The 17,283-nt window shown below is 37.2% G+C and carries 18 protein-coding genes and 1 riboswitch; of the genes, 6 read left to right on the plus strand and 12 right to left on the minus strand.

Annotation, left to right across the window (positions count from 1 at the left end):
- Positions 1-554 precede the first annotated feature (554 nt).
- From B154_RS0112125 to B154_RS0112135, 3 genes are all read right to left on the minus strand, one after another.
- Positions 555-1,505 carry an NmrA/HSCARG family protein gene (locus B154_RS0112125; RefSeq protein WP_018614519.1) on the minus strand — a complete coding sequence of 317 codons (951 nt, stop codon included), beginning with the start codon at positions 1,503-1,505 and terminating at the stop codon, positions 555-557.
- A gap of 161 nt (positions 1,506-1,666) precedes the next feature.
- The gene (locus tag B154_RS0112130) at positions 1,667-2,290 is read right to left on the minus strand and encodes an outer membrane beta-barrel protein (RefSeq protein WP_018614520.1); all 624 of its coding nucleotides are present in this window, start codon (positions 2,288-2,290) and stop codon (positions 1,667-1,669) included.
- A 257-nt stretch (positions 2,291-2,547) separates the two neighbouring features.
- Positions 2,548-3,867, minus strand: coding sequence for a metallophosphoesterase family protein (locus tag B154_RS0112135; RefSeq protein ID WP_083934953.1), 1,320 nt, complete (start codon positions 3,865-3,867; stop codon positions 2,548-2,550).
- Between the two features lie 659 nt (positions 3,868-4,526).
- Between B154_RS0112135 and B154_RS0112140 the strand changes: the two genes are divergently transcribed.
- Positions 4,527-4,838, plus strand: a complete 312-nt coding sequence (locus tag B154_RS0112140; protein ID WP_018614522.1) for a GNAT family N-acetyltransferase — start codon at positions 4,527-4,529, stop codon at positions 4,836-4,838.
- A gap of 212 nt (positions 4,839-5,050) precedes the next feature.
- Here the strand turns inward: B154_RS0112140 and B154_RS0112145 are convergent, their stop codons facing one another.
- The gene (locus tag B154_RS0112145; RefSeq protein ID WP_018614523.1) at positions 5,051-6,682 is read right to left on the minus strand and encodes a carboxylesterase/lipase family protein; all 1,632 of its coding nucleotides are present in this window, start codon (positions 6,680-6,682) and stop codon (positions 5,051-5,053) included.
- A 119-nt stretch (positions 6,683-6,801) separates the two neighbouring features.
- On the opposite strand from B154_RS0112145, the gene B154_RS0112150 reads away from it, so the two are divergent.
- The 3 genes from B154_RS0112150 to B154_RS0112165 all read left to right on the plus strand — a co-directional run bounded on the left by B154_RS0112150 (position 6,802) and on the right by B154_RS0112165 (position 8,670).
- Entirely contained in the window at positions 6,802-7,530 is a 729-nt protein-coding gene (locus tag B154_RS0112150; RefSeq protein WP_018614524.1) for an NUDIX hydrolase, read from the plus strand.
- 108 nt (positions 7,531-7,638) lie between these two features.
- Positions 7,639-8,235 (plus strand): pseudouridine synthase, encoded by a 597-nt coding sequence (locus B154_RS0112155; RefSeq protein ID WP_018614525.1) that lies wholly within the window; start codon positions 7,639-7,641, stop codon positions 8,233-8,235.
- A 114-nt stretch (positions 8,236-8,349) separates the two neighbouring features.
- Positions 8,350-8,670 carry a hypothetical protein gene (locus B154_RS0112165; RefSeq protein ID WP_018614527.1) on the plus strand — a complete coding sequence of 107 codons (321 nt, stop codon included), beginning with the start codon at positions 8,350-8,352 and terminating at the stop codon, positions 8,668-8,670.
- Positions 8,671-8,745: 75 nt separating this feature from the next.
- Here the strand turns inward: B154_RS0112165 and B154_RS0112170 are convergent, their stop codons facing one another.
- Positions 8,746-9,159, minus strand: coding sequence for a response regulator (locus B154_RS0112170; RefSeq protein ID WP_018614528.1), 414 nt, complete (start codon positions 9,157-9,159; stop codon positions 8,746-8,748).
- Positions 9,160-9,243: 84 nt separating this feature from the next.
- On the opposite strand from B154_RS0112170, the gene B154_RS0112175 reads away from it, so the two are divergent.
- Together B154_RS0112175 and B154_RS0112180 are read left to right on the plus strand one after the other, a co-directional pair.
- Complete coding sequence (locus B154_RS0112175) at positions 9,244-9,675, plus strand: response regulator (protein ID WP_018614529.1); 432 nt, start codon at positions 9,244-9,246, stop codon at positions 9,673-9,675.
- A gap of 887 nt (positions 9,676-10,562) precedes the next feature.
- On the plus strand, positions 10,563-10,811 hold the full coding sequence (locus B154_RS0112180) for a hypothetical protein (protein WP_018614530.1): 249 nt from the start codon (positions 10,563-10,565) through the stop codon (positions 10,809-10,811).
- 33 nt (positions 10,812-10,844) lie between these two features.
- Here B154_RS0112180 and thiH read toward each other — a convergent pair whose 3' ends face one another.
- The 7 genes from thiH to thiS form a co-directional block, all read right to left on the minus strand.
- Positions 10,845-11,954, minus strand: coding sequence for a 2-iminoacetate synthase ThiH (gene thiH, locus B154_RS0112185; protein WP_018614531.1), 1,110 nt, complete (start codon positions 11,952-11,954; stop codon positions 10,845-10,847).
- Complete coding sequence (locus tag B154_RS0112190) at positions 11,947-12,717, minus strand: thiazole synthase (protein ID WP_018614532.1); 771 nt, start codon at positions 12,715-12,717, stop codon at positions 11,947-11,949. The genes thiH and B154_RS0112190 overlap by 8 nt, the downstream gene beginning before the upstream one ends.
- Positions 12,704-13,333, minus strand: a complete 630-nt coding sequence (locus B154_RS0112195) for a thiamine phosphate synthase (protein WP_018614533.1) — start codon at positions 13,331-13,333, stop codon at positions 12,704-12,706. The genes B154_RS0112190 and B154_RS0112195 overlap by 14 nt, the downstream gene beginning before the upstream one ends.
- A complete protein-coding gene (locus B154_RS0112200; RefSeq protein WP_018614534.1) occupies positions 13,326-14,084 on the minus strand; it encodes a hydroxymethylpyrimidine/phosphomethylpyrimidine kinase in 759 nt (252 codons plus the stop codon). Before B154_RS0112200 ends, B154_RS0112195 begins: the two co-directional genes overlap by 8 nt.
- Positions 14,063-14,671, minus strand: a complete 609-nt coding sequence (locus B154_RS0112205; RefSeq protein WP_018614535.1) for a thiamine phosphate synthase — start codon at positions 14,669-14,671, stop codon at positions 14,063-14,065. Before B154_RS0112205 ends, B154_RS0112200 begins: the two co-directional genes overlap by 22 nt.
- Positions 14,672-14,772: 101 nt before the next feature.
- Positions 14,773-16,623, minus strand: a complete 1,851-nt coding sequence (gene thiC, locus B154_RS0112210) for a phosphomethylpyrimidine synthase ThiC (protein WP_018614536.1) — start codon at positions 16,621-16,623, stop codon at positions 14,773-14,775.
- A 108-nt stretch (positions 16,624-16,731) separates the two neighbouring features.
- Positions 16,732-16,935 (minus strand): sulfur carrier protein ThiS, encoded by a 204-nt coding sequence (gene thiS, locus B154_RS0112215; protein ID WP_018614537.1) that lies wholly within the window; start codon positions 16,933-16,935, stop codon positions 16,732-16,734.
- Positions 16,936-16,977: 42 nt separating this feature from the next.
- A riboswitch (TPP riboswitch) is annotated at positions 16,978-17,067 on the minus strand.
- Positions 17,068-17,283 lie beyond the last annotated feature (216 nt).

The following is a 17,283-nucleotide window of genomic DNA, read 5'->3' on the forward strand; positions in this document are numbered from 1 at the left end:
AAATTCACGTTAAAAGTTCAGGTTCAAGATTATTTTTCCCACGAATTTTAAGAGCTATATAACAATAAAACGCTAACGCAACTTTTTTGTAAAAGGAGATTTTCTAGAAGTCCATTAAAGCTAAGCCATGCAGATGTAGAAACAACTGATCAGTGGATTTAAATTGAAAGGTAGTTCAGTTCCTGCAGTCATTTTTCTTTACTGATTTTGTTTCTATTTTTTATTTAAACCTGATAAGTATAATATCATAACCGGTGGGTAACATTAGTGTGGGCGAGTTGAAAGGGCATTAATTTTCTATCGCCCCATGCTAAAGAATTGAACGCTTTTCCCACCTACATGACCGTTTAAGTTGGCAGCCGAAACAAAATTTTTCCGGGCTCGACCCAGCTTTAATCTCCAAAATCAATATTACTGGCCAAACGTTTACCGCCTAACCAATCACATTGTGGGTCAGCCTAAACATAAGTGTAATGAAACGCAAACGATTATTACATACAGGACAAATACAAAGACGTGTTTATCAAATAAAGATAACGACAGCAGCCTCCCAGTTATCCTACCGATATTTGGTTTCCATATTCCTCAAGCCACCTTGAAAACGATCTTATCTCGGGGTTTAATGCTTTAGAAAATGCTATGTCCCTTTTTCCATTAAAATCATCAGCAAAATCATGATTAAACTGGAACATGTTGCCGAGGTCATCTGCCCCGGGAAAGCCAAAGCTTCGAAAGATCGCAGGAGATATTTTGTTATATCCGATTTCTTGTCCAATTGCGGCGGTTAATGCTTTTGCCACCTCATTGCCACTTAAGTGATCACCTGCAATGCCTACTGTTTTCCCTATCAATTCTTCACCTCTTTTAAATATTCCGTAAGCGCATTTTCCAATATCCTCGGCTGCTATCATGGCTAGTTTCCTATCGCCCATAGGTAAGGTTATTGTTAGTTTACCGTCTTCACCTTTTTTTGGTCCCATTCCAAAATAAATGAAGTTATCGTAGTAAAAAGAAGTTAACAGGAAGGTTGTTGGAACACCTGCTTCAGTAAAAAATTTATTTGATTCTCCTTTGGCATCAAAGTGTGGCACCTTATACTTTTCCATCAACGTAGGCATGCGGTCATCGTTAAGCGGTATATATTCGCGGGTATCTTCGAGCGTTGACCAGATAACATGTTTCAGGCCCGCTTCTTTAGCAGCCTGCGCCATAGCTTTTGCTTCAGCCATTTCTTTTTCAGGAGACATGTGGGCCCAGAAAAAAGTTACAAAATAAGCGCCGTATGCACCATCCAACGCTTTCTTCAAAGCATTGGGGTCATCTATATCAGCGGTAATAACATCAGCTCCTTTTTGGGCAAGCTGTTTGGCCTTGTCAGAATTTGCATCTCTTGTAATTGCCCTAACGGTAAATTCACTATTCTGGTCATTAAGAATAGCATGTGCTAACCCGCCGCCCTGGGCTCCGGTTGCTCCGAATACGGCAATAGTTTTCTTGTTTGGCATGAACGTTAGTTTTTGGTTTTGGAAATTTGCGTGATCTTCTATTCAAGCATTAAGATAAATATAATCTTCAATGAAACAAAAGGCACTTCCAAATGTTTGAAATGATACGTTATTACTTTGCCTGTTATTTGAAAAACTATTTGCTTGTTCTTTGTGCCCGCTTATTTAGATTTACACAATGTTGCCTGAAAATAAAGACCAAACCTGTTGCTGTTCCAATGTTCTGTATAATTTACACCTTTATTTTTCAAAGTAGTTTTTGCATAAAATACTCCTCCGCCCAATCCCCATTTTTTGGAGACCATCCACTCTTTACCTGCTTTAATATTAAATGAAAAACCCGCATCGGAGGTTGTTCCGTCTGAATGAGAGTTAGATGTTGATTCTGTTTGAATAAAATGCCCTACACCTACGTTTCCTGTAAGAAAAAAGTTATCAGATGTATATTTGGTAAGCCCTACACCATAAAAGTTTTCCTGAAAAGTATGATTGTTATCCAATTTTACTCCATTTATTTTAGGTCCAACTAATGTTTTATTTTGGGCTGAAGCATGTAATATAAGATTTGGTTTTATGGCTCCTCCGATTTGCAAATCAAAACCGAAGGCTTCTCCGTTAACTTTATATGTTGTTCCATTGTTATCATCTCCATGTATGTTTCCGAAAACAGGACCTGTTGCCATTGATAAATAAAATCCCTCGTGACTTACATTCGAAGATTTCCCCTGAGAAAAAACAGTGATAGAAGAAGTCATAACCATAATTGCTATAAATGTCTTTTTCATAAAAATTGAGTTTACAGTTTATAATTAATTGTAATACAAACCTAAACTCTAAAAACAATTAGGGTAATGATATTAACGACTTTCAAATATGTTTATTGTCATATATTAATATACTGCATCAAAATTTTCTCATCCTGCAACAGATATAGATAGCAGTAGAAACGGCGAAGAGTATTGAACTGAAGGTAGTTGGGTATTTAAAAATGAGGGCATAGAACCTCGCGTCTATGCCCTCATAAACCGTATTGAATTTTCTTTTATTGATTGCTTAACTTTATATGTAATACATTATCCTGAGGGTTTAGGTCTGTCCATAGGTCTAAAAGTGCTCTTTTTCCAAAAGGAGATATTTGGCCTACCGCGTCCACGTTTGCCTGATCTTCAGCGGTTATCTTTTCATCCCCAGCTAAATGGGCCAGGTATGCCTTTCCAAATATGGGCGCAGCAGCAGCAGCTTCTTCTTTTGAAAGTGAAAATCCCTCAACCAAACGGCTGGTAAAAACAGAGTCTCCATATTTCATGAAGAAATAATTTGAATAAGTCGGGAAATCTGAACCTGAAGGCAAAAAATTAGCAGGAAGATAGGTCACCCGGTTTGTATGGATGTCCATATCGTTATTTTTAAGCGTTACAATTCTATAAGCACTAGGTGGCGTAACAAGTGAACCGGTTTCTATATCAAATAATTTCTTGCCATTTTTTGCGTCTCGTTCAGTAATGTCAGTGGCATGGTAGTGGCCTGTAAACATTACCTCAAGCCCTTCATCCATCAGTTTGTCAGCAGTTGTTTCCCAATCGTCAGTTACATAACCCGGATCTAATATGTTTTGGTCTGTAAAATGTTCCATAATACCGTGATGCATAAATGCTAATACAGTGATTTTTTTCTCTTTTGCCTCTGCCATCCGGTCCTGTATCCATTTCATTGTTTCAGGTTTAATCTTTCCTGAAGACACCATATTATTTTTTGTATTCTCGTAGTATTTGCAATCATCTATTCCAAGTATCCATATTGCCGGGGAAGGTTGACACACATAACTTAAAGAATTGGGATCTTTAGATATGGCATTGTTGTAACCGAAATTTGCATAAATGGAGGCAAATTCTGCGGATGATATAGAGGGAGTTGGGTAAGCGTTATCTCCATCAAAAAACATAGCATTCGGATTATTGATATCATGGTTTCCAGGTATAACATATACCCTGATATGTTCTCTCGCAAGTTCCTCAAACAAGGCAGATAGCGACTGATGGCTTATTTTTTCTCCATCCTTCGTAAGATCACCAGGCACCAGTATTATGTCTGGATGCTCAGCTTTCAGTTCTGAAACAACCTCTCTAAAAATAGGATCACTTAACTGCTCCATTTTAGCCTCAGTATAAAGATAATGCTGGAAGGCCTTTTTTGTTTCTGCACCATTTTTGAGCAACCCCGGATCCATATAATGAATATCAGAAACAACAGCGATCTTAACATGGTCCTTAGTTATTTCACATTCGTTCCACGTATGTTCTTTTCGACAAGACGTGATAATAAAGAAAATCAAGGCGATTGGTAATAGTAACCTGTTTCTCATTGTAACATTTTTTTTGTTATAGAATTTTGTTAGATAATAAAAAGTCCTGTTTATTATACTTCAGTTTACTTCTCTTGCTTCTATAATTTATGCTCCGATCATTAGTTTTTTAACCAGCCTAACCATATCAAATGATATCGACACTTGGCACACCTGTGCTGGATCTTTTCATTTAAATTTTAAAAAAGTACTGTAATGAAATCAGAGGTTAGCGTAAAATTTTGCAAGCAGGAAAAGTGTTAAGTATAGTTTTAGTGCCTGTTTTAAGGGCAAATGTCTTTCCCTACACTAACACTTTAGTGTACAGCAACTAGCATTATGGGTTTAACCAGGGATTCTGCTACAACAAATAAAGTATTACAACCTTTTAAAATGATATAAGTAAAAGGTTCGTTTAACCAGCAACGGTAAAATAAAACTGGTTTTATGAATTATTAAATTTAATAATTTAAAACCAATAAACAAATAGTATCAAATAGAATAAGCCAATTTTTTTTAAATAGCTCAAGTACTTGTACTACGCCGCCACTCGCAGTACAATACTCATTTAACCGATTGATCGGGTATAATAATATATATCATTAGGAAGCTAAGCGAGTATTTTTATTTTTGTCGTGCTGCCGGTGCTTTAACATTTATTACCTTAAAAACTATTATGCATGGAAGAAGTCAAGCTACATCTTAACGAGAAAAATCACGGAGGCTTCTATATAACAGACGGTGTTGAACAATTGGGTGAAATGGTGCTAAGCATCTCTGCCTCAAATCTTACCGTTTATCATACTGAGGTATCCCCCAAAGCCGAAGGAAAAGGCTACGCAAAAAAAATGCTGAATGCAATGGTGGATCACGCAAGAAAGAATAAACTGAAAGTAATTCCGCTTTGTCCTTATGTACATGCTCAATTTAAAAGGCATCCTGAAGAGTATGCAGATGTATGGAATAACGCGCAGGAGAAAAAGGAAGACTAATAATAGTTGTTATAAAACCACAGATGATTATGCATAGAAAAACATAGTAACGGCAGCAGCTCGCATGTTCTCTGAAGCCCGCTTTCCCTGGCCAGTTGTCTCCAGTTGCTGGCGCAGAAACTGTTTTGGGAGAGAGTGTTAAGTCTAACAAATTACTTGAAAGTGGCGAAAGCCACTTTCAAGTAATTTGCGGTTTTAAAGCTTTTTATGTTCTACTTAGAAGCTTTCTCCATAAAAAGATGACGCTGTTGATGATTGTCGGTTTGTACAGTGGTATTGACATCAATATTTATAAACTGAGGCTCGTTGCCATTATTAAGTTGTGGCCATTTTGGTAAACCAGGTTTATTAGGATTAGAAGTTTTTATAAAGTTTGCAAAGTATTCCTGCATGATTTTCGAAACTTTGTAGTCATCGGGTGTCCAGTCATATACTTTGTTTGACGCGAGGTTTCCCATAGCATATTCAATTTCAGCTGAGTGCACAGCGCCTTTGGGAGTTGGCATTCGCGGTGCTTGTTTTGCTGTTGTATCCTTAACTAAGCCTCCTGCTAAACCTGCGGTAACATTTTGCATAGCGGCTGACATTGCCGGCCTCGGGCGAGAAAACAAATAACGATATACGTTTTTACCACTGGTTTTAGCTTGTAAATCGGCCCATTTCCAGGTACTAAAACTGATGAATTTATCGCTGGCCAGCTCTGTTGCAGCCTGCTCTACGTCTGCATCAATTGGTGCATTATATAACTTCAAAACTTCTTGTGCTTCCTCTCCATATAACTTTTGTACCGCCTTTATATAGTTTTCTTTAGTTGGTGTTTCATTTCCCATTATCATTCTATAATTCATTTCTTCAGAGTTCCAGCCAACTAACAGCGGTACGTGTGCCTGTTCGCCATGTATATAAACTTGCATTGGATCTTTTGGAAAGAAATAACCATCAATGGTCATGGCAAAACGGAATGGTCCAAACTTAGATGCCGCATCTAACAGCTTATCAGCGGGCATAGCTCTTAGTTCCGCAAGTGAACTTGCACCTACGCTCTTAGCAAATTCAACTCCCGTTTGTTCGCCTTTTGATAATGGTGCAGCTGGTAAAGTGCCTAACAATGAGCCACTCTCACCTATTGCGCCTGCAATTAAATTCTTTGATAATGGAGAAGCCATTTGTGCGCTCACTGAGACAGAACCTGCTGATTCTCCTGCAATAGTAACGCGTTTAGGATCGCCGCCAAAAGCTGCAATATTTTGTTGCACCCATTTCAATGCGGCTGCCTGGTCTAATACACCATAATTTCCTGATGCATGATGAGGAGATTCTTTAGTGAGTTCGGGATGAGCCATAAATCCAAAAACGCCTAATCTATAGTTAAGTGTAACTGCTACTATCCCTTTTGTTGCCATGCTTTCTCCATCATATCTTGCCTCAGACCCATCACCAGCAACAAAACCGCCCCCATAAAAGTAAACCAGCACCGGGAGGCCTTTTTTAGTAGCAGAAGGAGTCCAAACATTAAGATAAAGACAATCTTCACTCATACCTTTTGTACGAAAACCCATGTCGCCAAAGACCTTTGTTTGCATCCCGTTTGATCCAAATTGTTTGGCGTCCAGTTTACCTTCCCAATTTTTTACAGGTTGCGGTTCCTTCCACCTTAGATTGCCTACCGGGGGTGCAGCAAAAGGAATTCCTTTAAATGAACTTATTCCGCTTTGTTCAAACGTTCCTTCTACCAGTCCATTTACTGTTTTCACAACAGGCGAAGAAGAGCCCGGCGTTGATTGTGCTACTGCAATTTGCAGCAGTTGAAACGCAAACACGGGAAGTAATAGAAGCTTTTTCATACTATACATTCAAAGATTATTTATTATTGTCTCAATTATGATACAATAATAATATTAATTATCAGGTTGACAAATTATTTTTAGTTATTTGCTTAATGTTGCGAAAAATGAATGATACCATGTCTGATAAAAAAAATATGCTACAGACAGATGATTTTGAAAAAATGTTTTTGCCAGGGTTGGCTATTGATGCGGTTATACTTGGATTTCACGAAAACAGCTTAAAAATATTATTGCTCGAGTATGAGAATACGAATTTGTTTGCCCTGCCCGGCGGTTTCATTAAAAAGGATGAAAATTTAAATGACGCCGCAATGAGGACATTGCAGGACAGAACAAGTCTTAAAAACATTTACCTCGAACAATTTTATGTTTTTGGAGACATTGAAAGGTATGATCCTAGGCCATTACAAACAATTATGGCGGGAAAAGGATTAACGTATGTAAAAGATCATTTTCTGTTGAAACGATTTTTAACTGTTGGTTACTATGCTCTTGTCGATTACACAAAGGCAACACCTATCCCCGATATGTTGTCAGACAAATGCGATTGGCATGATTTAGATAATTTACCTCCGCTGATGCTTGATCATAAGCAAATCATCGCGAAAGCTTTAGAAACGTTGAGAACCGATCTTGACCAAAAGTTAATAGGGTTTAACCTGATGCCTGAAAACTTTACAATGGCTGATCTGCAGAGCTTATATGAAACTGTATTGGGAGAAAAACTACTTCGAACAAGCTTTCAGCGTAAGATGTTGAATTTGAAAATTTTAAAAAGGGTTGATAAAAAGTACACAGGTGCAGCACATAAAGCGCCCTATTTATACACATTTATAAAAAAGTAAAAGAAGTTAAACAAACTCCATCAGGCACAAGCCCCCAATAGAAGATAAAGAGAGGTTTTTACTTTTTTATTAATATTTGCAAAAGCTATTTACGCAAGAGCAACAGAGATGAACGACACAGATAATCGCTATTTTATTATTTACAAGCCGAGAGATATGGTTTCCCAGTTTGTTAGTTCTCACAAGGTAAATTTGTTAGGCGACCTGCTGTATACTTTTCCTGAAGGCACCCACGCTATAGGCAGATTGGATAATAATTCTGAAGGGTTGCTGTTATTGACAACAAATAAAAAGGTTACCCGGCTGTTGTTTGAAAGTGATGTTCCCCATAAAAGGAGTTACCTGGTGCAGGTACGGCATGTAGTGACCGAAGAAACAATACAGCAATTAAAAACAGGTGTCAGCATTCGTGTAAAGGGTGGAGGAGATTATATAACTGCTCCGTGTGAAGCATCAATTGTAAAAGACCCGACGATCTTCGTATCTATTAATAATGAAATAAAAGAATATTACCCTTCCAGTTGGATAATGATTACGTTAACTGAAGGGAAATTCAGACAGGTACGTAAAATGGTTGCAGCGGTAAGGCATCAATGTATAAGATTAATTCGTGTATCTATAGAAGATATGAAGTTGCAGGATTTACAACCCGGAGAAGTAAAGGAGATAAATGAAAAGCTTTTTTTTGAAAATTTGAAAATCTAGATAGTTAATAATAAAAGATTAATAATAAAAAAGCATATCTGCTATTTTTCCGATCGCGATTGTTGTAGAGATATTTAAAATAAGGGGAAAAAAAGTAACAGCTTGCGCCGTCGTATGCATCAAATGATTTTAAAAGTGTTTTATATCCCTTTAAAGAAAAATGGTATAATTCTTCGTTTGATTAATGAAATGAAGGTTATGACAATAGAAGAGTTCAACAATCTGGATGAAGAAACCAAACGTGTAATAATATTTGAGGCTAATAAAATTTGTGAAAAGCAGAATGATTATACAAAATATGAATTATTCTACATTCCTGATGTCTTTATTGAAACAAAAACAAGCATGAGGTATAATTTTAAAAGAACCATTTCAACCTATACACTTTATACTTTACCCCTTGTGTATGTCGGTAATGTTCGCATGGCCGTTTGATCATATAAATAGTACCCGGTTAAAATCTACCACCAGTTTCATTACAAAAATTGAAGGGTACATGGTGATGTTACATCATTCAGGAGTTTTACTCTTTTGCCAGTAATTAACAATATTAGTAAACGTATTTTTTATCTCTGTCATACTTTGTCCCTTAATAAAGAAACCATTACTTCCAAGGTCATACGACTTTTCAATTTGCTTATTTGTCGCAGTATTTGAGAAGAAAACAAAGGGAATGCTTTTATAACGGATTGAAGTATCATTCAATATTTTTTCCTTCAATTCAAATCCGTTCATTTTAGGAAGATTTACATCGCTAATAATCAGAAACGGGGATTCTTTTTCCTGTTTCAGGTAATTTAAAACCTCTTCAGCAGTTTTGAAAAATATCAATTTATTAGTAAAATCTAATTCTTTCCATGCTTCTTGTAAAAATTCCTGGTCGTCTAAGTCGTCATCCACAATCAGTATAGGTGCAGTATTCATTTATAAATATTCATAATTTAGTTAAAGCCTTTAGGTCGTCTGTCTATTCTTAATAAGATATTTACTTTTGCAGAAACCTTATCAATGACAATTTCTGGACCAATCATATTTGTAGAGGATGATTTAGATGATCAGGAGGTATTTACAGAGGCTTTGCGAGAGCTGGGAATTACCGATAATTATAAATTTTTTGGAGATGGCAAAGAAGCTTTGGAATACCTGCAAACCACAACAGAACAACCTTTTGTAATATTTTGCGACGTAAATATGCCACGTTTAAATGGTATCGAATTACGAAATGAAATTAATAACAGTAACTACCTGAAGCAGAAAAGTATTCCATTCGTTTTTTTTACTACTGCTCTAAATAAGAAACTAGTTGATGAAGCTTTTTCTTTAAGTGTCCAGGGATTTTTCAAAAAACCAGAAGAATTTTCTCAGATTATGCACATTATAAAACAGGTTTTAGATTACTGGTATAACAGCAAGCATCCTAATTCAATAAGGTTTTCCTAACATTCTCATATAAATATAATTATCTCCAACTAAGCGAGGAGTTATTGTTCTCCTATTGATATTTTTGGGAACAATACAACTTAAAACCGTTTTCTTTTTTGCCCCTAAGCGTTGTAGTTAAGAAAGAACAAGGTTTAGCAGCTTTGTCCGAATATAAAGGTGATGGTTAATAGCGCTAAAGGAGCATTCCTCAAATCGGGGCATAAAAAAAGGCTTTTTCAAATTAAGAAAAAGCCTTTATTAGAATCCCCCTAAAATTCTTCTAAAATCTATGCAACATTAGGTAACAATTGTGAGACAAGCAATCGCATAAATATGTGATTGTATGCAAAACGTTAAAGAACGCGATATAAAATGGCTTTCGTAACGGTAACCCTGTTTTAGTGGAAGGAGTGGAGGAAGATTGTTTGCTGTGGAGTACAATTTTCGCATTGTTTCGGTCTGAGAAGAGGTTGCGTTTCAACAAACCTTATAAAAGAAACCATAAAACTTTTTGAAATTATATTTAAATCGGCTTTAATATGTTGCTTTCCATCTTGACTCGCCATTAGTTGTTCCGGTTCAGTAATATTTTTTACTATATTTACATTGGAATTACAGAAAATTCTATTGAAAATATCTTGAAAGTTAATTTTAATGCATGTAAGTATGATATTTTAAATATTTATATTATTTTAGAATTTGTATGAAAAATCAATAAAAGAGAAACTTTATTCGGCGCAATAAAATCTTTTGTTTTCAGATGCATTTAGAATTTTAATAGGTGTTCAAAAAATTTATTTTGTATAATCAAGATGGGAGAGTCGGAACAACAAAATATATAAGAGGAAAGTTTTTTACCCGGAAAGGTGAATTAAGAACTCTTTTTCTTACCCTAAACTTAATGAATGAATCAAGCATTTGATATTCCTGTTTTTCACAAGGGGAAAAAATTGTGTTTCAAAGCTAACCTTTTGATTTTGCAATATATTTACCAGGTACAGGTAGAGATCAATGGTCAGCAAATATATTTTGAACCTGATGAACAGAAAAATTTTCGGGCAGTAATGAATCCCAAAATGTTGGAAGCAGGTAAGAAAATCGATGTGGATTTATTGATAGCTATTGCTGAGAGATTGGAAATTATTGTAAAATAGAAAAATCAAAATTGTTATTTAGACCTGCAATAATCAAAACACTTTGTCCCAATCTTTCCATACAGGTTGGTATCCATTTGCAGCAATAACCGCAGCTACCTCTTCAGCCGACCGGTCATCACTGATTTCAAATTGTTCCAGGCTATTTTCATCGACACTATAACCACCAGGGTTGGTCTTTGAACCTGCACTCATAGTAGTAGTTCCTAATTTGATTAAGTGATTTCTAAATGTTTCCGGCTCTCTTGTTGAGATGGATATTTCAACCTCTTCATTAAACAAACGATAAGCGCAAATCAGTTGTACTAACTCTTTATCAGTAATATTAAATCCAGATATATCAACACCTTCGGCAGGACGAATACGTGGAAATGATATCGAGTATTTTGTTTGCCAATATTTTTTTTGTAAATAATCCAAATGCAAAGCACAAAAAAATGTATCGGTACGCCAATCTTCCAATCCTAATAAAACACCTAAACCAATTTTATGCATACCAGCCTTTCCAATGCGGTCAGGTGTTTCGAGCCGGTAATGAAAATTGGACTTTTTGCCTTTAGGATGATAATGCTTGTATTTATCCTTGTGATACGTTTCCTGGTACACTAAAACGGAATGCAAACCTGTGCGTTGCAGTTGCTCATATTCTTCCTGCTCTAACGGTTGAACCTCTATTGAGATATTTGAAAAATGTGGCTTGATAAGATGAATGGCATTAATAAAATAGTCAACATGTACCGTATGATTAGCTTCTCCTGTAACCAATAAGATATGATTAAAACCGTGTTGTTTAATAACATTAATTTCCTGCAATATTTCTGCGGCCGACAATGTTTTTCGTTTTATTTTATGTTCAAGACTAAATCCACAATAGGTGCAAATGTTATTGCATTCATTGCTCAAATACAGCGGCGCAAAAAGCTGTATCGTTTTGCCGAAACGCTTTTGAGTAAGTTGATGACTTAGCTGTGCCATTTGCTCAATGTAGGGAGCCGCAACTGGAGATATCAGTGCTTTAAAATCTTCCAGAGTTCTCCGCGATGCAGACAGCGCGGCTTCCACGTCTCTTGCAGTTTTACGGTGAATAGACTGCTGTACATCATTCCAACTATATTGTTCGAAAATATCTTTAAAACTATGCATATAGAAATTCAGTTAAAGGACTTGAAGCAATTGCGTTACTTACTTTATTTGCCAGTTTACTTTCAAAAGCCATTCTTCCTGCCTGAACAGCAAGTTTAAAAGCTTTACCCATTTGTATAGGATTACCGGCAACAGCAATGGCTGTATTTACCAACACGGCATCTGCACCCATTTCCATAGCTAATGCTGCATCGGAAGGTGAGCCAATACCCGCATCAACAATAACTGCCACGTTACTCTGTTCGATTATGATTTGTAAAAAGTCGAACGTTTTCAGTCCTTTATTGCTACCTATTGGCGAACCTAATGGCATTACTGCTGCTGTACCCGCATCTTCCAGTCGCTTACATAAAACAGGGTCTGCGTGAATATACGGCAACACAACAAAATTCAGCTTTGCCAGTTCTTCTGTTGCTTTTAAAGTTTCAATTGGGTCTGGCATGAGGTATTTAGGATCAGGGTGAATTTCTAATTTGACCCAATTTGTTTCTAATGCTTCTCTTGCCAATTGTGCCGCCAGTATAGCTTCTTTAGCATTACGTGCTCCTGACGTGTTTGGCAATAAATTAATATGAGGATGTTGAAGATGCGATAACTGCAAATCTATGTCGGTTTCTAAGTCTACCCGCTTTAATGCGACTGTGACCAACTCTGTCTCAGAAGTCAATATCGCTTCTTCCATTTCTGCTGATGAACCAAACTTTCCTGTTCCTACAAATAATCTTGACTGAAATATTTTGCCAGCGATGCTAAATTGTTTCATATAACAAAGTATTAAGTTGTTGTATTAGTGTTTTTTTCATAGAATGATGAGTGATAATGCCTGAAGCAGCGACACCATATACACCTGTTTGTCTGATGTCAGCCACATCTTCCAATACAATGCCTCCGATAGCATAGATTGGAATTTTAATTTGAAGAATTGAAAGTTCATTCATGATACTTTTATATCCTTCTAAACCTAATATAGGACTTAGCTTTTCTTTTGTAGTTGTAAAGCGGAATGGACCTAAGCCAATGTAGCTGCAGCCTTCTTTTGAGCGTTGCAAAACATCAGTCAATGTGTTAGCTGTGCCTCCGATTATCATATTCCCAACAACTTTTTTCGCTTCTGTAATACTCATATCCTGTAAACCGAGATGAATGCCATCTGCATCTATCTCTTTTGCAATCAGAACATGGTCGTTGATGATAAAGGTTGTTGCGTAATCCTCACATAATTTTTTCACTTGTTCGCTCAACGTAATGATGTCTTTGTAGGACGCATTTTTAAAACGCAACTGTACCCATTGGCAACCAGCATCTAAAGATTGTTGAATATTTTTGTACTGTTCCTTTGACGTTGTTCCTTGTGAGATGTATTGTAGCTTGCTAAACATAATGATAACCCAACTGGCTTTTATTACTTGATAAAAATTGTTCTATGTATTGTTTTGCCTTTTGGCATGAAGCAATCAATTCAGTACCTGATGCAAGATTGGCTGTGATTGCCGCAGACAAAACGCAGCCCGAACCGTGTTTTGTATACATCTTGTTTGAACTGCCCTTCAGTTTATTGAAACTTTTTTTTGTGTAGAGATAGTCAACTCCTTTTTCTTCTTCATTATGCCCGCCTTTCAATAATACATTGCAATAAGGTGATAGCTCTTTCGCAGCCTCTTTTGCATCAAATGCAAATGGCACTAGTTGTACAGCTTCAAGATAATTCGGCGTTATTAGGTGGAGCATTGATAAGGTTTGACAGAGTTGGTCATAGTCTGCTTCTTTATTCCAGAAGCAAAACCCACTGGTTGACCTTATAACTGTATCCCAAACAATTTTGATAGACTTGTTTTTTTGATGAAGCAGTGAAACGATCTTTTGTAATACCCCAATGTTTTCTACAATGCCAATCTTTACTGCCTTTACATCATAAAACGACAGCATTGTGTCTATTGATTGTAATATATCTTTTTCCTGCTCCCATCTTATCGCGAAAAACTCATTTTCATTTTGCAGGGTTTGTGCAGAGCTAACTCCTAAACCGTATACTTTATGTTGTTCAAAAGTTTTTATATCTGCCAATAGCCCTGCTCCGCTGCTGGGGTCTAAACCCGCAATGCTTAATACTATTTGCCTGTTTGCTTCCATGCCTTTTTAACCGCTTTAAATTGCTGAATGCTTTCGTTTGTCTTTAGCCATATTGTTCCTAATACCGCTACGCCATCAAATCTCATCTTTATTGCTTCCCCGATATTTCCAGCATTAATACCGCCTAATGCAATCACTTTCAAATGATTTTTTTCAACCGGGAATACAAATTCGTTGGGTAATGTTGAAATATATCCCTCTTTCGAAATGCTACTGAAAACTGGCCCGAAAAAGGTATAGGAAAAACAAGATGATAGCTTTTTGTACTCTTGTATTTTGTGAATAGAAGTTGATAATATAAAGTCTGATTTCTTTAATTGTAACAACTCTTCTTCACTCATATGTTCTCTCTTCGCTTCTGTAAAATGACGTCTCTTCAATGAGTAATCTTCCGCTAGAGAATGATGTTGATGCAACGCAATTTGAGGATGGTAGCACTGTTTAATTTTATCTAATAACACCCTTAGTTCGTTTATAGAGGCACCAGGTTTTCTTAGATGAAATACTTCCATCCCCTCACCAAATAAAGCATTAATCAGCCTTGCTTCATTGGCTATTGGTGTAGGATTGGAAATTACTGCTAACATCTTTTTATCATTCGCTTTTTGGTGAATAGAATTACAAATAGTACAAGAGTGCGACGCAACGGAAGTATCACACTTAATACCTCTGTTGGGTCATAAAAAAATTACTGGTAAATTTCTTTGCCTTTTTCAATGAATTCGTCTGCCTTTTCCTGCATTCCTTTTTCTGCAAAATCTCTTATCTCCTGCGAAATTTGCATAGAACAGAATTTTGGTCCGCACATAGAGCAGAAGTGTGCAACCTTGGCTCCATCTGCAGGTAGGGTCTGATCGTGAAATTCGCGGGCGGTGTCAGGATCAAGCGAGAGGTTAAACTGGTCTTCCCAGCGAAACTCGAACCTTGCTTTGCTTAACGCATTATCCCTGTACTGCGCACCCGGGTGACCTTTTGCAAGGTCGGCGGCATGAGCAGCAATCTTATAAGTGATAACCCCATCTTTTACATCTTTTTTGTTAGGTAGCCCAAGGTGTTCTTTTGGTGTAACATAACACAGCATAGCAGTGCCATACCATGCAATCATAGCAGCCCCGATTGCTGAAGTGATATGGTCGTAGCCGGGAGCAATATCAGTGGTTAAGGGACCTAATGTATAAAACGGAGCTTCCTTGCAATATTCCAATTGCTTCTCCATATTTTCCTTTATAAGATGCATTGGTATATGTCCGGGGCCTTCATTCATCACCTGCACGTCGTGCTTCCATGCAATCCGGTTTAGTTCTCCCTGTGTTTTCAATTCTGCAAATTGTGCTTCATCATTAGCATCTGCAATTGAGCCAGGCCGCAATCCATCACCCAGTGAAAATGCTACATCATATTGCTTCACGATTTCGCATATCTCTTCGAAGTGCGTGTATAAAAAGTTTTCCTGGTGGTGCGCCAAACACCATTTAGCCATGATAGAACCACCTCGCGAAACGATACCGGTTAACCGTTTGGCAGTAAGCGGAATATAACGCAGTAAAACACCGGCATGAATGGTAAAATAATCAACGCCCTGCTCTGCCTGTTCAAGTAAAGTATCGCGGTAAATTTGCCATGTTAGGTCTTCAGGTTTGCCATTCACTTTCTCCAATGCCTGGTAAATAGGAACAGTGCCGATAGGTACTGGCGAGTTGCGAACAATCCATTCTCTTGTCTCATGAATATTTTTTCCTGTAGACAAATCCATAATATTATCAGCACCCCAGCGACACGCCCAAACAGCCTTTTCAACCTCCTCATCAATGCTGCTGCTTACGGCGCTATTGCCAATATTGGCATTAATTTTTACAAGGAAATTTCTTCCGATAATCATTGGTTCTAACTCAGGATGATTGATGTTGCACGGTATAATTGCACGCCCTGCAGCTACTTCATCTCTAACAAACTCCGGGGTAATAAGACCTTTGGGCGTATTTGCTCCAAAGCTTTCTCCCGCATGTTGCTGAGTCAACAATTCGTAATGGCCGTTTAATTTATATCTTAAGTCGTCTACTCTTTGGTTTTCCCTTATGGCAATATATTCCATCTCGGGAGTAATGACACCTTTTTTAGCGTAATGTAATTGAGTAACATTTCCACCTTTTTTTGCTCTAAGCGGCTTTTTGATGTGCTCGAAACGCAGGGAATCCAGCGACTTATCTTTTTTACGGAGCGAGCCATATTTAGAAGAAACATCTTCCAACTGGTCCACATCATTCCTGTCCAAAATCCACTGCTCCCGCAAACGAGGTAATCCCTTCCTGATATCAATCGTCATATTTTCATCGGTATAAGCTCCGCTTGTGTCGTATACAATAACGGGTGAATTATCTTCCGTCTTACCATCCGTTAGTTTGGTGGGTGACAGCGAGATTTCACGCATAGCGACCTTAATATTTTTATGTAAAGTTCCTTGTACATACACTTTCTTCGAACCCGGAAATGGTGTGCAGGAGATGGCTTGTTTTTCAGCGATTTTGTCTGGTCTTTTCATAGCGGCTATTTTATTATTTTATGGTGATATTATAAGGTGAGCAGTATATCTTCTATAGGCATTCTTGTGTCACTCACTTGTACCTTTATGCTAATTTCAGCAATACCCTTAGCCACCTTGTGCCGCTTTTATAACCAATATGTTGTCATGCTGCTGAAGTATAAAAGTTTCCCATTGTGCTTTAGGAATAATGTTTTGATTAACCGCTACGGCAATGCCTTGCAGCTTGTCGCCGAGTAGTTTTTGTAACAGATGCACGACAGAAGTGCTGTCTTCAATTTGCTGCGATGTGTTGTTGAAAGTGATTTCCATTCCTATAAAAAGTTTTGGAAACTGCAGGAATGGCAATACATGAAAGTATGTGCTACTTTTCCCTTCGGCAGCATTATCTGCATCAGGTTCATAGGGTATAATCTCAGCCTACTGGCACCCCTAAAGTTTCAAAACAAATGTATGGATAAAATATTCACACAGCCATAAAATTTTTTACAGTGCATTTGAATACCGTAATTGTTGATGGTATGTATAGAGAAGAATCGTGTGAATTTCCTTTTAACGGGCTGTTAAGTTGTTTTTATAAGTTTTTATCTTAAAATGTGACTTTTTTAAATCAAATTTCATTGTTCGTTTTGCTTATGAAGTAAAGGTAAATTTGTAAAG

Source organism: Segetibacter koreensis DSM 18137 (genome assembly GCF_000374045.1).
Classification (GTDB): domain Bacteria; phylum Bacteroidota; class Bacteroidia; order Chitinophagales; family Chitinophagaceae; genus Segetibacter; species Segetibacter koreensis.

Coding starts and splice junctions, on each gene's coding strand:
- B154_RS0112125 (WP_018614519.1), bottom strand. CDS start 1,505: ATGCCAAACAAGAAAACTATTGCCGTATTCGGAGCAACCGGAGCCCAG.
- B154_RS0112130 (WP_018614520.1), bottom strand. CDS start 2,290: ATGAAAAAGACATTTATAGCAATTATGGTTATGACTTCTTCTATCACT.
- B154_RS0112135 (WP_083934953.1), bottom strand. CDS start 3,867: ATGAGAAACAGGTTACTATTACCAATCGCCTTGATTTTCTTTATTATC.
- B154_RS0112140 (WP_018614522.1), top strand. CDS start 4,527: ATGGAAGAAGTCAAGCTACATCTTAACGAGAAAAATCACGGAGGCTTC.
- B154_RS0112145 (WP_018614523.1), bottom strand. CDS start 6,682: ATGAAAAAGCTTCTATTACTTCCCGTGTTTGCGTTTCAACTGCTGCAA.
- B154_RS0112150 (WP_018614524.1), top strand. CDS start 6,802: ATGTCTGATAAAAAAAATATGCTACAGACAGATGATTTTGAAAAAATG.
- B154_RS0112155 (WP_018614525.1), top strand. CDS start 7,639: ATGAACGACACAGATAATCGCTATTTTATTATTTACAAGCCGAGAGAT.
- B154_RS0112165 (WP_018614527.1), top strand. CDS start 8,350: ATGCATCAAATGATTTTAAAAGTGTTTTATATCCCTTTAAAGAAAAAT.
- B154_RS0112170 (WP_018614528.1), bottom strand. CDS start 9,159: ATGAATACTGCACCTATACTGATTGTGGATGACGACTTAGACGACCAG.
- B154_RS0112175 (WP_018614529.1), top strand. CDS start 9,244: ATGACAATTTCTGGACCAATCATATTTGTAGAGGATGATTTAGATGAT.
- B154_RS0112180 (WP_018614530.1), top strand. CDS start 10,563: ATGAATCAAGCATTTGATATTCCTGTTTTTCACAAGGGGAAAAAATTG.
- thiH (WP_018614531.1), bottom strand. CDS start 11,954: ATGCATAGTTTTAAAGATATTTTCGAACAATATAGTTGGAATGATGTA.
- B154_RS0112190 (WP_018614532.1), bottom strand. CDS start 12,717: ATGAAACAATTTAGCATCGCTGGCAAAATATTTCAGTCAAGATTATTT.
- B154_RS0112195 (WP_018614533.1), bottom strand. CDS start 13,333: ATGTTTAGCAAGCTACAATACATCTCACAAGGAACAACGTCAAAGGAA.
- B154_RS0112200 (WP_018614534.1), bottom strand. CDS start 14,084: ATGGAAGCAAACAGGCAAATAGTATTAAGCATTGCGGGTTTAGACCCC.
- B154_RS0112205 (WP_018614535.1), bottom strand. CDS start 14,671: ATGTTAGCAGTAATTTCCAATCCTACACCAATAGCCAATGAAGCAAGG.
- thiC (WP_018614536.1), bottom strand. CDS start 16,623: ATGAAAAGACCAGACAAAATCGCTGAAAAACAAGCCATCTCCTGCACA.
- thiS (WP_018614537.1), bottom strand. CDS start 16,935: ATGGAAATCACTTTCAACAACACATCGCAGCAAATTGAAGACAGCACT.